14 protein-coding genes and 2 pseudogenes are annotated in these 13,999 nt (G+C 41.6%); 4 read left to right on the forward strand and 12 right to left on the reverse strand.

The genetic code is table 11. The annotated features are described in order from the left end of the window. Positions 1–89: 89 nt before the first annotated feature. Both torC and ACERCF_RS09375 read right to left on the reverse strand, forming a co-directional pair. Entirely contained in the window at positions 90–1,253 is a 1,164-nt protein-coding gene (gene torC, locus ACERCF_RS09370; RefSeq protein ID WP_373625418.1) for a pentaheme c-type cytochrome TorC, read from the reverse strand. 3 nt (positions 1,254–1,256) lie between these two features. Beyond that, positions 1,257–1,391: a nitrate/trimethylamine N-oxide reductase NapE/TorE gene (locus ACERCF_RS09375; protein WP_373611524.1), complete on the reverse strand. Its 135-nt coding sequence runs from the start codon at positions 1,389–1,391 to the stop codon at positions 1,257–1,259. 276 nt (positions 1,392–1,667) lie between these two features. Here ACERCF_RS09375 and cpdA point away from each other — a divergent pair, with 276 nt between their 5' ends. After that, positions 1,668–2,501 carry a 3',5'-cyclic-AMP phosphodiesterase gene (gene cpdA, locus ACERCF_RS09380; protein WP_373611525.1) on the forward strand — a complete coding sequence of 278 codons (834 nt, stop codon included), beginning with the start codon at positions 1,668–1,670 and terminating at the stop codon, positions 2,499–2,501. Between the two features lie 61 nt (positions 2,502–2,562). Here cpdA and ACERCF_RS09385 read toward each other — a convergent pair whose 3' ends face one another. The 7 genes from ACERCF_RS09385 to napF form a co-directional block, all read right to left on the reverse strand. Then, on the reverse strand, positions 2,563–3,171 hold the full coding sequence (locus ACERCF_RS09385) for a NapC/NirT family cytochrome c (protein WP_373625419.1): 609 nt from the start codon (positions 3,169–3,171) through the stop codon (positions 2,563–2,565). Positions 3,172–3,181: 10 nt separating this feature from the next. Next, positions 3,182–3,610: a nitrate reductase cytochrome c-type subunit gene (locus ACERCF_RS09390; protein ID WP_373625420.1), complete on the reverse strand. Its 429-nt coding sequence runs from the start codon at positions 3,608–3,610 to the stop codon at positions 3,182–3,184. 46 nt (positions 3,611–3,656) lie between these two features. Continuing rightward, the gene (gene napH / locus ACERCF_RS09395) at positions 3,657–4,535 is read right to left on the reverse strand and encodes a quinol dehydrogenase ferredoxin subunit NapH (protein ID WP_373625421.1); all 879 of its coding nucleotides are present in this window, start codon (positions 4,533–4,535) and stop codon (positions 3,657–3,659) included. Beyond that, positions 4,535–5,440: a ferredoxin-type protein NapG gene (gene napG / locus ACERCF_RS09400; RefSeq protein ID WP_373611529.1), complete on the reverse strand. Its 906-nt coding sequence runs from the start codon at positions 5,438–5,440 to the stop codon at positions 4,535–4,537. Before napG ends, napH begins: the two co-directional genes overlap by 1 nt. Before the next feature lie 140 nt (positions 5,441–5,580). Next, positions 5,581–8,079, reverse strand: a complete 2,499-nt coding sequence (gene napA / locus ACERCF_RS09405; protein ID WP_373625422.1) for a nitrate reductase catalytic subunit NapA — start codon at positions 8,077–8,079, stop codon at positions 5,581–5,583. 33 nt (positions 8,080–8,112) lie between these two features. After that, positions 8,113–8,379, reverse strand: coding sequence for a chaperone NapD (locus ACERCF_RS09410; RefSeq protein WP_373625423.1), 267 nt, complete (start codon positions 8,377–8,379; stop codon positions 8,113–8,115). Positions 8,380–8,381: 2 nt separating this feature from the next. Next, positions 8,382–8,921, reverse strand: coding sequence for a ferredoxin-type protein NapF (napF, locus tag ACERCF_RS09415; protein WP_373625427.1), 540 nt, complete (start codon positions 8,919–8,921; stop codon positions 8,382–8,384). 173 nt (positions 8,922–9,094) lie between these two features. Here napF and ACERCF_RS09420 point away from each other — a divergent pair, with 173 nt between their 5' ends. Beyond that, on the forward strand, positions 9,095–9,667 hold the full coding sequence (locus tag ACERCF_RS09420; protein WP_373625424.1) for an NAD(P)H-dependent oxidoreductase: 573 nt from the start codon (positions 9,095–9,097) through the stop codon (positions 9,665–9,667). Positions 9,668–9,784: 117 nt separating this feature from the next. Here the strand turns inward: ACERCF_RS09420 and ACERCF_RS09425 are convergent, their stop codons facing one another. The 3 genes from ACERCF_RS09425 to ACERCF_RS09435 form a co-directional block, all read right to left on the reverse strand. After that, positions 9,785–10,153 (reverse strand): YgiW/YdeI family stress tolerance OB fold protein, encoded by a 369-nt coding sequence (locus ACERCF_RS09425; protein ID WP_373625425.1) that lies wholly within the window; start codon positions 10,151–10,153, stop codon positions 9,785–9,787. Between the two features lie 100 nt (positions 10,154–10,253). Then, positions 10,254–11,789 (reverse strand): L-2,4-diaminobutyrate decarboxylase, encoded by a 1,536-nt coding sequence (gene ddc / locus ACERCF_RS09430; RefSeq protein WP_373625428.1) that lies wholly within the window; start codon positions 11,787–11,789, stop codon positions 10,254–10,256. 186 nt (positions 11,790–11,975) lie between these two features. Next, positions 11,976–13,340 (reverse strand): diaminobutyrate--2-oxoglutarate transaminase, encoded by a 1,365-nt coding sequence (locus tag ACERCF_RS09435; RefSeq protein WP_373625426.1) that lies wholly within the window; start codon positions 13,338–13,340, stop codon positions 11,976–11,978. A gap of 408 nt (positions 13,341–13,748) precedes the next feature. Here ACERCF_RS09435 and ACERCF_RS09440 point away from each other — a divergent pair. Next, positions 13,749–13,877, forward strand: a pseudogene (locus tag ACERCF_RS09440) (4-phospho-D-threonate 3-dehydrogenase); the annotation flags it as partial. A gap of 52 nt (positions 13,878–13,929) precedes the next feature. Beyond that, positions 13,930–13,999, forward strand: a pseudogene (locus tag ACERCF_RS09445) (IS1595 family transposase); the annotation flags it as partial.

A 13,999-nucleotide genomic window follows, 5' to 3' on the forward strand; every position in this document is an offset into this window, starting at 1 on the left:
AACCGCTTGTATTCCCTTGAACTCTCGGTGCGGTCGCCAGCGTGGCGACCCTACATTTATTATCAAATCACTCTCTGGTGAGGGTAATCTTAATGCTTCGCCCCTTCGCTGTCGGAGGCGTGCATTTGTAAATAACGTAGCACCTCTTTGCCGGTCTGTTTATCCATATTGGTAAAGCCGACCATTCCGTTGAATAAGCCGATCCAGCTATTGGAATCGAAGTGGGCGACATCAGGCTGTCTGTGGCAAGTGCTACATTGGGTTTTGTATTGGCTTTCTGCATTTGCCCAAATTGGCGTTACATCGTCTAATAATTGAGCTTTGCCAATCCACGCTTGCAGTTTCACTTTTTGCCAATTCAAGCCGGTAATCGGATCTTCTTTGGTTTCTAATACCTCAAATTTCGGCTGATTTGCCATAAATTCTTTGGTGAGTACCGCATCGGTAATGTTTTTGCCGAAATCGTGATACCAAATGCGGCCGAAACCTTTCTCTTTACGCCACATTGTCAGCTCAACCAAATCCGCATTTTTACCCGCTTGCACAAATGCCACCGGCACGGCGGTTTCTAATTGCCCGATAGCTTGGCTTAAACCTTCATCTAGGAATAATTCGGCATTCCCTTTGGTATAGTAAGATTTGCCTTGGCTTGGGGATTTATTCACAAACTGATCAAACTTCGATTTTACCGCATTTTCATCGGCTTTCGGCAAGTGGTGAGCAATGCCTTTGTGGCAGTCCATACAGCTTTGATCTTTCTCCGCTGCCGGTTTCATTGCCTTGCGAGCCGCTTCCGACATCTTATCAAAATTCATTCGCTCATAGCTATGGCAAGCCTTACACTCTTTTGAACCGTTGGCGGCAAATCTTGCCCATTCACGTTCTGCCATCTCTAGGCGGTGTTTTTCAAACGAACCTTCTTCTTTATATTTGCCGGTTAATTCAGCCCACACCTCACGGCTTGCCTGCACTTTGCGGGCATATTTTTCGGTGTAATCGTGCGGTAAATGGCAGCTTGAACAAGTTGCCGTTACCCCGCTTTTATTCGACCAGTGGGCAGTTTTTTTAAGCTCCTCCAACGGCTGCTGCATTGAGTGGCAGCTCACACAAAACTCTTCACTGCTGGTGTGATCCATCGCTTTATTAAATTGATGCCAGCTAATTGCCCCTGCAATAAAGCCGATGCTGACTAACACACCTAACCCGATTTTGGTTGCCGGCTTAGTAAATAATGCTTTGATTGAACCTAACATTTTCTATGCCCCCGGTAAACCAATAACAAACATTTGTAATAGCCACACAATCAAGCCGTAAGCCCCTACGGCAAACGCCATCAATAACGGCAAAATCAGCCCTGATAGCAAAAGCGTTTTTAAAAGTTCTGAACGCATATTAATTTACTCCTTTATCTAATAAGGTGTGATTATTTTCGTTTTGGAAAAAAATGTCATTGATATTAATCAAATAATTATTCTATTCTGTTATAAAAAACTCGTAATAAAATTCCACTTTTTTCTAATTGAAGCTGATAGAACGTTAGCTGCATAGATTTTTATCAAAAAGAGAAACTTTTTTTCAAAAATGCGGCATAGAACACATTTTTCATTTTCGCTTACTGATAAAATCTAACCAGTTAAATTTTATGAAATTTTGAATGGAAACACACAATGAGTGAACCCTTTAAACTGCAAAAAAACGGTACGGTTAGGTTATTGCAAATAACCGATCCGCATTTGTTTTCCCACACGGAGGAGACACTGCTCAATGTCAAAACAGTAAAGAGCTTCTCAGCAGTCATTGAGCAGATACAAAAACAAATTGAGACCACACAAGCCTTTGATTTAGTGCTTGCCACCGGCGATTTAATTCAAGATCACAATATCGCCGGTTATCATTATTTTGCACAAATTACCGAACCACTAAAAACGCCGATTGTATGGTTGGAGGGAAATCACGATGTTCAGCCGAATATGGGAGAAATTTTAGGGCAGTATTCACATATTTTACCGCATAAGCAGATCTTAATCGGCGATAAATGGCAGCTGCTTTTATTGAATAGCCAAGTAGTTGGTATGCCTTATGGCGAACTCTCCTACTTACAGCTGAAGTGGTTGGAAGAAAAATTGGCACAATATCCGCAACGTTTTAGCTTGATTGCTCTGCACCACAACATTTTACCGACAAATTCTGCGTGGCTCGATCAGCATAGTTTAAAAAACAGTAACGAATTAGCCGAAATTTTAACAAAATTTGCGAATGTTAAAGGAATTGTGCACGGACATATTCATCAGCAGGTCGATGATGTGTGGCAAGGTATTCCGATTTATGCCACTCCATCTACTTGTATTCAATTTAAGCCGAATTGCGATCAGTTTACTTTAGATTTATTGCCTCAAGGCTGGCGGGAAATTGTACTTCACGAAGATGGTATGCAGGAAACAGCCGTCAAGCGGTTAAATTCCAATGATTTTTTACCAAATCTAAATGCAGTCGGTTACTAACTTGGCTACGAAAAAAGAAACCCTCAATCGAAATTGAGGGTTTCTGTTGAACAACTTTAGGCTATTTCTTCTCTTCTGCTTTTTTCAGCAAATCATCAGGAATGAAGTTTTTCTGAATCGCTTCCATATGTGGAAGATTGTGAGCAATCCCTTTATGGCAATCGATACAGGTTTTATTTTGTTCTTGTGCCAATGCGTGCATTTGCTGTGCCACCGTTTTTTGTTGGGTGAAATCCATATCTTCAAAGTTATGGCAGTTACGGCACTCTTGTGAATCGTTCGCTTTTAAACGCTCCCATTCACGCATCGCCATTTCGCCACGATGTGCTTCAAATTTCTCTTTAGTATCTACTTTACCCGTATAGTGAGCATATACTTCTTTAGCTGCAATAATTTTACGCTTCCATTTTGGGAAAAATTCGTGTGGAACGTGGCAGTCTGAACAAATCGCTTTCACACCACTGCGATTTGAGTAGTGAGCAGAAGCACGGTATTCAGGTACAACATCGTTCATATGACAGCTTGAACAAAACTCTTCGGTATTGGTGTAAGCAAGCCCCGCATTAAAACCACTCCACGCAAAAATACCCCCTAATGCAGAAAGTAGAATTACCAAACCAATTGCCATTCTACTTGGGCGACGTAACCAGTTAAAAAATCTTCTTATCATTACTTACTCCTTATTTACCTTGCGTTTGTCGTACAGATTCAAATTTATTTTGAACAATTGGGTTTACACTTGTTTGTTGAACGTGGCATTGTAAACAGAAGTAACGACGTGGCGATTCATTTTCATAAACTTTGCCATCACGATCCATAAAATGACTTGGCGGTAAACGAGTTGCACCGGTGGTTTTAGAAGGTTCAATCGCGTGGCAACCTAAGCAATGGTTTACATTTTTGCTCACTTGTAAGCCACGAATACTGTGTGGAACAAGTGGTGGTTGGAATGGGAAAGTTGTTGGGATATTCCCTACATCTTTTTGCGGATTATGAAATCCCGGTGCAACACTTTCGGCTGTATCATCAATAGAACCGGATAATTTCGGGCCTTCTGCCATTGCCAAGCCTGTCATTGCGGATAAAATTAGGGCAAGATATTTTCTCATTTGAGGTTCACTCCATTAAAATGCTTGTTTTTAAACAAAGCTAAATTTAAATATTCTTTACATCAATACTGCCTTGAAAACGTGTTCCAAAGGCAAAAACTTTTTCAGCACAAACGTCAATACAACGTCCGCAGGTAATACAATCTTTTGATAAGATAACAGTGCTATCTTCAGGCTTACCATGTAATGGTACTCGAAGCACTTGTGGCTCAGGGCAAACGTTGTAACAATCCATACAATTATCGCAACGGTTACGATCCACCACTTTAACTTTAATCAGGCTTTTCGCCCCAATTAAGGCATAAGTTGCCCCTATCGGGCAAAGGTGTCCGCACCAACCGTGTTCTGCTACCAATAAGTCAAACAAGAACACCACTAAAACCAACCAAAGCGTTGCTCCTAAACCGAATACAAACACCCGACCGAGTGCCGCAACCGGGTTTATCCACTCCCACAATAGCGTGCCAGAAATTGCACTACCGACTAAAATGACTGCCAAAATCACATAGCGCAAATTGCGTGGAATTTTAGCACTTTGGCGGATACCGAGTTTGCGTCTTAGCCAAGCGGCGGTGTCGGTTACCATATTCATCGGGCAAATCCAACTGCAAAATAGCTTGCTGCCGACAATCGCATAAAATGCAACAATAATTAATGCCCCGATTAGCACTGTCCATTCAGGTTGATAGCCTGTCGCTAAGACTTGGGCTGTCATTAACGGATCTGTCATTGGCACGGTATCCAGCAATAAGCTGCCGCTATAATTGCCTTTTAAAATCCAGACATTCCAAAGTGGTCCGCTTAAAAACATCAAAATAATGCTAAGCTGGGTTAAGCGTCTTAAAATCAAAAAGCGGTAAGCGTGCCACCAACCTAGTTTCTGACGAGCCTCTAAGCCCGCATTTTTTGGAGAATTGGCTGCCATTATTTCACCCCCTTGAGATTCAAGTCTAAATCAGGGAAATGCTCCGGAGCTTCCACCGTCGTAGAGTTCGGTACATAATTTTGTGTCGCCCGACTTGGCGTTGCAACTTTCGCTCCCGGTTTTACTTCCATATGTTGATAAACGGGTTCGTGTAAGCCTTCCGGCATTCTTGCATCATAAGCTGGACGTAAACCGTCAGGGTGTACATCTTCAATTAACGATTTACCTGCATTTTGTTTTTCTTGCCAGCCTAAGCGGTAGTGTCTGCCGAGTAATCCTTTGGCTAAATCCATCGGTAATACTTTAATTGCTGCTTCTTCTAGCACACAAGCCTGTTCACATTTTCCACAGCCTGTACAAGCATCGGAATGTACAGTTGGGATTAATTTTGCGTGAATGGAGGTTCTATCGTTATGTACTTTTTCAAGGGTAATTGCTTTATCAATTAAAGGGCAAACTCGATAACACACATCACAACGCAAGCCTTGCCAGTTAAGACAAGTTTCGTGGTCGAGCAACACCGCAAGCCCCATTCGTGCATCGTCAATGTCTTTTAGCTCTTCGCTTAATGCCCCGGTTGGGCAAGCATTCATACAGGGAATATCCACGCACATTTCGCAAGGCTTATCCCGTGCAATAAAGTATGGCGTGCCTGCTTCCACTGGTGAAATAAGCGATGCCAAATGCAACATATCGTAAGGACAAGCCTGCACACATTGTCCGCAACGGGTGCAAGCACTCAGGAAATCTTGCTCCGGCAATGCACCCGGTGGACGCAACGCCACCCCTTGGCGGGCAAAACTTTGTTGTTGCTGTAGCCCTAAAATCATTCCCACACCGCAAACACCGGCTGCGGTACGGGTTGCATTTTTTAAAAACTGGCGACGATTTGGATCCATTTTCATTGTGGGTTCCTCTTAATTCAAGCGGTTGGTTTTCGACAATTTTTTGCAAATTTTTATGAAAATTTAACCGCTTGTGATGGGCAAATAATAATTTGCCCCTACGGGGTATAATGTCGGGCGAAAGAATTCGCCCATTCACATTAAGCCTTAACCACTTTAACCGCACATTTTTTGAAGTCGGTTTCAAATGAAATTGGGTCTGTCGCATCAAGAGTTACTTTGTTAATTAACTGACCTGCATCGAAGAAGGTCGAGTAAATTAACCCTTGTGGACATTTGTTACGTCCACGCGTATCTAAGTTAGATACATACTCACCACGGCGTGAAATCACTTTCACTTTATCACCATGACGTAAACCACGTTTTTTCGCATCGTCCGGGTGCATCCAAACTAAGTTAGTTGGGAATGCTTTGTGAAGCTCAGGAACACGGCGGGTCATTGTACCTGTGTGCCAGTGTTCAAGCACACGACCTGTACAGAACCATAAATCATATTCTTCATCAGGTGCTTCTGCAGGTGGCTCATAAGGTACGCCCAAAATAACAGCTTTTTTGTCTGCATTACCATAGAACGCAACTTCTTCACCCGGTTTTACATATGGGTCATAACCTTCACGGTAACGCCATAGTGTTTCTTTATATTCGCCTGTTTTTTCGTCTTTTACTACAGGCCAACGTAAACCACGCACTTTGTGGTAAGTATCGAAGTCAGCTAAATCGTGTCCGTGTCCTCGGCCAAATTCTGCATACTCTTCAAATAAACCTTTTTGAATGTAGTAACCGAAGTGATCCGCTTCATCATTCATATAACCCGGAATGTTTGTCGGTACTTGGTAGCTATCCACTTTTCCGTTGGTATAAAGGATTTCGTACAACGTTTTGCCACGTAATTCAGGCGCTTTTGCTAATAGTTCTTCCGGCCATACTTCTTCTACTTTGAAGTATTTAGAGAACTCAACTAATTGCCAAGTATCAGAACGTGCATTTGCCGGGCCTTTAACCTGCTGACGCCAGAATTGAGTACGGCGTTCTGCGTTACCATAAGCCCCTTCTTTTTCTACCCACATACAGGTTGGAAGGATTAAGTCTGCAGCAACGGCTGAAACTGATGGGTACGGATCTGAAACCACGATAAAGGTTTCAGGGTTACGCCAGCCTGGGAAGATCTCTTCATTGATATTTGGACCGCCCTGCATATTGTTGGTACACATCTGCCATAAGAATTTCATTTTGCCATCTTTTAATGCACGGCTTTGTGCAGTTGCGTGATAGCCCGGCACATCAGGAATTACCCCAGCCGGTAATTTCCACGACTTTTCTACAATCTCACGGTGTTTAGGATTTGTTACCACCATATCTGCCGGTAAGCGGTGGATAAATGTTCCTACTTCACGGGCTGTACCACAAGCAGATGGCTGACCGGTTAAAGAGAATGGTCCGCAACCTTCTAATGCAATCTTGCCTGTTAATAAGTGTACGTTATACATCATATGGTTTACCCATACACCACGAGTGTGCTGGTTGAAGCCCATTGTCCAGAATGAAACAATTTTTCTGTTTGGATCAGCATACATTTCTGCTAAGGCTTGTAACTGCTCTTTCGGCACACCCGAAATACGGTGAGCTTCGTCTAATGTATATGGCGCAACGATTTTCTTAAATTCTTCAAAATCACTGTCATACATTTTACCTGCAGTTTTCGCATTGGTATTTTGTTGTAATTTGTGTTCAGGACGTAAACCGTAACCGATGTTGGTCTCACCACGTTTGAATTTAGTATGCTTGTTTACGAAATCCCAATTTACTTTATCATTTTCAATAATGTAGTTAGCAATGTAGTTTAAGATTGCTAAGTCTGAATGCGGTTTAAAGATAATTGGTGTATCGGCTAACTCAAATGAACGGTGTTCGTAAGTAGACATTACCACAACACGCACATTGTCATTCGATAAGCGGCGATCAGAAATACGGCTCCATAAAATCGGGTGCATTTCTGCCATATTTGAGCCCCAAAGTACAAACGCATCGGTTTTTTCAATATCGTTATAGCAGCCCATCGGTTCGTCCATACCAAAGGTACGCATAAAGGCAACCGCAGCTGATGCCATACAGTGACGTGCATTCGGGTCAATGGTATTAGAACGGAAACCACCTTTCCAAAGTTTCACTTTCGCATAACCTTCAAAAATGGTTGTTTGACCTGATGAGAACATACCTACTGCATTAGGACCATCACTTTTAATGGTAGCTTTGATTTTATCTGCCATTACTGTGAATGCTTGTTCCCACGAAACCGGAGTGAAATCGCCATTCTTATCAAATTTGCCATCTTTCATACGAAGCATTGGCTCTTGCATACGGTCTGCACCATACATCATTTTTGATAAGAAATAACCTTTAATACAGTTTAAACCACGGTTCACTTCTGCATCCGGATCGCCTTGTGTTGCAACCACCTTGCCATCTTTTGTACCTACAAGTACACTACAACCTGTACCACAATAACGGCAAGGAGCTTTATCCCAACGAATACCGCTATCATCAGCTTGGACGTTTTTCACGGGAATCATAATTCCTGCCGCAGCAGCTGCAGCCACAGCTGCATTTGCTTTCATAAAATCTCTACGATTGAGTTCCATAATACTGTCCCACGTTTGCTTCAAAAATAACTGTTACTGTTCATCGATATAGTTTGAGATTAAAGAGACTACAATCACACCTTTAATATCTCTTACTTGATCGATACGATCGGAAAGGGCTAAATGCACATTACTTTCGATCGTTACGACTAATTTGCCTTCTTCTGGTTTTTCCCCGTGAATCTCGGTATAAGGAATGTTCAGAATCTCAGCTTTCACTTCTTCCAACTTTTCTGGCTTTGCTTGCACCACTAAACTACAAACATACCAGCTTTCCTGTTCAGATAATTTTTCACTCATCTCTATTTGCCTGTATTATTACTGTGGCTGATTTTAATTGCACTTGTTGGACAAACATTTAAACAAGCTCCACAGCCGTTACAGCTTTCTAAATCTAATGTCATTTGGGCGATACCACCTAAACTCGGTCGAAAGCGAAACACTCGCATTTCACAACTGTCGCCACAGCTTCGGCATTCTGTTCCCCGTTTCAATAAACAACTGTCTTGAATTTCAATTTTGTGATTCCAAGCCTGTTCTGAAACGTCTCGAAACACATCAGCTTCGCAAGATTGCACACACTTTTCACAGAATGTACATTCGCCTTTGCTGAAATCAACCTCAGGATAACCACCTGCCCCTTTTACAACAATGCTTGTTTCGCAAACCTTAATGCAGTTATCACAAGCGGTGCATTTTTCTAAAAAATTTGCTAAATTAGCCCAAGGCGGACGAATTGCTTCATACCCTTGCCAACTTATTTTTTCGCTTTTAAGTGAATCTAAAAATTGCCCTCGTAAAAAGCTGCGACGAGGAAGTGATTGATTGGAATTATTGGTCAAGAAAACACCATTTTTGCCGTTATCATAGGCTAAATTATCCAATGTTCACGGGTTAGCGTTCATTCCTCAAACGGGGTATTTGGGCAAGTATTCGCTAAAACATTGATTTCCATCAAAGAAATTTTCATTGAGATCCTCTATCAGCTACACAAAAAAAGATAAAAGGTAAGAAAATGAAACATCTCATTATCTACGCTCACCCCTCAAATCATAGTTTTAACCACGCCATTTTAGAAAAAGCCGTTGCAGCCTCGCCCAATAATGTGATGGTACGAGATCTCTATCAGCTTAATTTTGACCCTATTTTGACTTGGCAAGAATTTACTCAAACCCTTTCCCAACAATATGTTCCCGATATTGCTGCGGAACATCAATATTGGCGAGAAGCTGATGTGATTACGCTGATTTATCCCCTTTGGTGGATGGGGTTTCCTGCCATTTTAAAAGGCTATTTAGACCGTGTATTGAGCTATGATTTTGCCTATCAAAATGGCGAGATTGAAAGTATCGGCTTACTCACAGGCAAGAAAATGCAACAATTTGTTACGCTGGGTAATTCCAATGAAAAATATGAGCGAAAAGGTTTTCTCAATGCCTTTGAACACACGCTTGGTAAAGGGCTATTTGAGTTTTGTGGGATTAATGATGTGAAAATGCACTATTTTGGCAATATTGGCTTAAAAGAGACAGATTATGTGGCCATCTTGCAAGAAGTTGCAGAATCTTGCAGAGAAATATTGAAATAACAAGCGGTAGGATTTTGCGTTTTTTTGCAAAACGTATGGCTTTGTGACTTGCCTTTATTGAGCTGAAAATTTCGTTCTATTAAATGAAAACCCCGCCAAACAAGGCGGGGAATCAGCTTAAGGTTTGATTACCGTGAGTTTTTTAACATCTAACTCGGTTTTGTTACGGTCTTTGTCAATTTCACCGGATAAACGGACTTGATTGCCTTCGCTACCAACGTGTTGACCTGCCCAAACTTCATCGTCAATCTCCACACGAATTTGCCCTGTTGTATCTTTAAATAAGTAAGTTTCATCACCTACTTTATTTAAGATTGTGCCTTCTACAGTAACGTAGCTATCATCTGCTGCCGCTAACGCCTGTTTCACGCTAATCACATTCGCCAGTGCAACGCCTGTATTTGCTTGTGAAGAACTATTAGAAGCGGTTGAATTACACGCCGATAAAGCCATTGCCATCAAGGCTAAACCCAGTACTTTTTTCATAAAAACTCCTTATTAAAAAATTTGCATTCGATAAAAACTACCGAATGCAAACATTAAAACATAAATAAATCCTGAAAACACGCTTTTATTTTCGATGCCATTAGTCAATTGGTGGAACGTAAGTGCCATTGACAATCGAATCTTTAATCCGCTCCGCTTCTGCTAACACCTGAGCTAATAATGCTTTTACGTTTTCAAGTGTTGCAATCGGGCTTAAAGTAGTCATTTTCAGTGATTGATGCTCACCAACTTTGGTTACACCGATATTCGCCTCACCTCGTGCAAATAATTCATCTGCCACATTTTGGTTTAGGGTATCCACAAATTCTGCCGGATAACCTTCCGGCACAACACGGAATAACACCGAAGCGAATTGTGCTGGCACTAACATTTCTAAGCCTTTCGTTGCATTGATATAGGCTTCCACCTCTTTTGAGAGATACACACCGTGATCGATCATCGAAGCATATAAATCTTCGCCTAAGGCTTCTACTGTGAACCATAATTTCAACGCATCAAAACGACGGGTCGTTTGCAGCGATTTTGCCACTAAGTTTGGTACACCGTGTTCTTCATCGTATTCTGAGTTGAGGTAATCCGCCTTGTAATCAATGAAACGATAGTTCGCTTCATCTTTTAACAAGAATGCCCCACAAGAAATCGATTGGAAGAAGTGCTTGTGGAAATCAAGGGTAATCGAATCGGTTAGCTCAATGCCATCTAAGAAATGGCGGAAATCTTTCGATAACAATAACGCTCCGCCCCAAGCGGCATCAACATGAACCCACGCCTTGTATTCATCGGCTAATTTGCGGATCGCTTTTAAATCATCAATCGCACCGGCATCTGTTGTACCAGCAGTTGCCACGATACAAGCCACAATTTTGCCTTCGGCTTTTAAATCCGCTAAGGTTTTCGCAAGGGCTTCAACGTCCATTTGTGCATTGGCATTTGATGGCACAGTAACTACCGATTGGAAACCCATTCCCATCATTGCCATATTTTTTTGCACCGAGAAGTGAGCATTTTCAGAGCAAACCACTTTCACTTTTTTCATTGCATCAGGCGGAATACCATCTGCTTGCACCAACCATTCCGAGCCATCTTCATTTTTCCAATGGTTTGCAATCGCCCAATCACGAGCCAACAACACGCCCATTAAGTTTGATTGTGTACCACCTGACGTAAATACGCCTGACGTGCCGTTTCCATAGCCCACTTTTTGGCGTAACCAATCAATTAAATGCTCTTCCATAATCGAACCCGCTGGGCTTTGATCCCAAGAGTCCATTGATTGGTTGGTGGCATTAATCAACACTTCTGCAATTTGGCTGGTTATCATTGTCGGGCAATGTAAGTGAGCCAAAGAATGAGGGTGGTGAACTTTGAGGCTTGGTTTTAAGAAAATTTCCACCAAATGTTCTAGCGATTTTTGCACGCCTACACCGGCTTGAGATGGGTTAAAACCATTGATTTTGGCACGCAACTCTTTAATTGAGCCACCGGTGTACATTTTTTCTTCTTTCAGCCAGTCTGAAACCGCTTTTACCGCATTGTTCATCGCCGATTCATAATCCGCAATGGATTTTGGATCACTACAGAACAGAGATTGTCTGTGTTTTTCTAGGTTTGACATATTTATTTCTTCTCCAAAAGAACGCTCAAGCATAAAGTCATCACTTACGCTTTCTTTATTTGTAAAGAAGCTATTCCAATTAACTGTTGTTGCCATAAGAATGCCCTTTGCTTGATTTTGAGTGTTTAAAAAGCGGTTAAATTTCGCAAAAAATTTACAAAATTCAACCGCTTGTCTCATTACAAATTAACCACGCACTGCTTTCACTGCTTCGGTAACAGATTGTTTAAAGCGTTTAATAAACTCTTCACATTCTGCTTGGGTAATATTTACCGCACAAAGCACACGCACAACGTTACCACCACGTCCGCCACGTTCTAGTAACAATTTGTTCTTAAAGCAATATTTTTGAATTGCAACGGCTAAGTCGCAATCACGAGGGTAAGCACCTGTTGCATCTTTTGGCTGGCGTTCATCAACAATATCAATACCCATCATTAAGCCTTTACCGCGTACATTACCAATACAAGGTAATTCTTTGCTTAACTCACGTAATGCGTTTGTTAAGTACTCACCACGCTCTTGAGCATTTTGCGCAAGGTTTTCTTCACGCATAATTTTGAGTGAAACATAACCTGTTGCCATTGCTAACTGATTACCACGGAATGTGCCTGTGTGACCAGCCGGCTGCCAAGCGTCAAATTCTTTACGGATTGCTAATACCGCTAATGGAAGGCTACCGCCAATCGCTTTTGACATCACCACGATATCCGGCTCAATACCTGCGTGTTCAAAGGCGAACATTTTACCTGAACGGCAGAAACCTGCTTGAACTTCGTCCACAATCATTAAAATGCCGTGTTTTTTCGTTACTTCACGCACTTTTTGTAAGAAACTGATTGGAGCTGGCACAACACCGCCTTCGCCTTGAATTGCTTCAAGAATAACAGCAGCCGGTTTTACCACACCACTTTCAACATCTTCGATAAAGTTTTCAAAATAGTGCTCAACTCCTTTTGCACCAGCCTCGCCCCCAATACCAAACGGGCAACGATATTCGTGCGGATACGGCATAAATTGCACACCCGGCATTAAACCTTGTACTGCATTCTTCGCACTTAAGTTACCTGTTAAAGATAACGCACCGTGTGTCATACCGTGGAAACCACCTGAGAATGCGATCACATTGCTACGACCGGTAAAGGTTTTCGCTAATTTAATCGCAGCTTCATTCGCATCAGCCCCTGTTGGGCCTGTGAATTGGAGAATATATTGATCTTTCGGGAAGAATGAAAGTAATTCTTCTGTGAAAGCATCTTTTAATGGGGTGGTAATATCTAAAGAATGTAAAGGTAAACCACTGTCTAAAACATCTTTAATCGCTTGGATTAATTTAGGGTGGTTATGACCTAATGCAAGCGTTCCTGCACCTGCTAAAAAATCGAGGTATTCATTGCCTTCAACATCAGTTACCCACACGCCTTGAGCTTTTTGGTAAGCAAACGGTAATTTACGCGGATAGCTACGTACGTTTGATTCCATTGCATCTTGGCGATCTAAAAAGTATTGGTTTGAAGCAAGAACAGCTTGAATAGGAGTTTTAATTGTCATTGAAATAAACCTTCTAAAAGAGGTGAAAAAAATAAGTCGGGTGCCTTGCGGAGGAAGCCTAAGCTCGCGAATCCGGAAAGACTCGGTGCCTTGGGGCATTTGACTCGCTACTTATTAAAAAAAGCGTTTCAGCTTTTTTGTTTTTACCCTATTTGTCCCGAAGAAATGAATGGGATAGGTTGGAAACAGACTTAAATGTAGGGTTACATTTAAGGGGCGTAATGATACCGTTTTTTTCTGAAAAGGGAAGCTTTATCTAGGTAATGACTAACATTTTATTTCCTACTCTACTAATCTACCCTTCTAAATTTGATTAAAATAAATCAAAAAGATTGTGAATATTTATTTTTGTTACTTTATTTACGATATACCTCGCTCAAAATGATTAATTTCAATCAAGGAGTAAAAATGAAACCTATTTTAGGAATTACGATGGGAGATGCCGCAGGTATCGGACCAGAAGTTATTATTAAAGCATTAGCTGATAAACGGATTTACGAGTTAGCACGCCCAGTAGTAATTGGTGATCAAAAAATTAGGGGCTGTCCTAGATAACGACTAAAACTTCCATTTAGGTTAAGATAACCCTATGAGAAAAAGTCGTCTAAGTCAGTACAAACAACATAAACTCATAGAGCTGTTTGTAGCAGGCGTAACCG

Origin of the sequence: Mannheimia kashgarensis, assembly GCF_041807705.1 — a bacterium.
Taxonomy (GTDB): domain Bacteria; phylum Pseudomonadota; class Gammaproteobacteria; order Enterobacterales; family Pasteurellaceae; genus Mannheimia.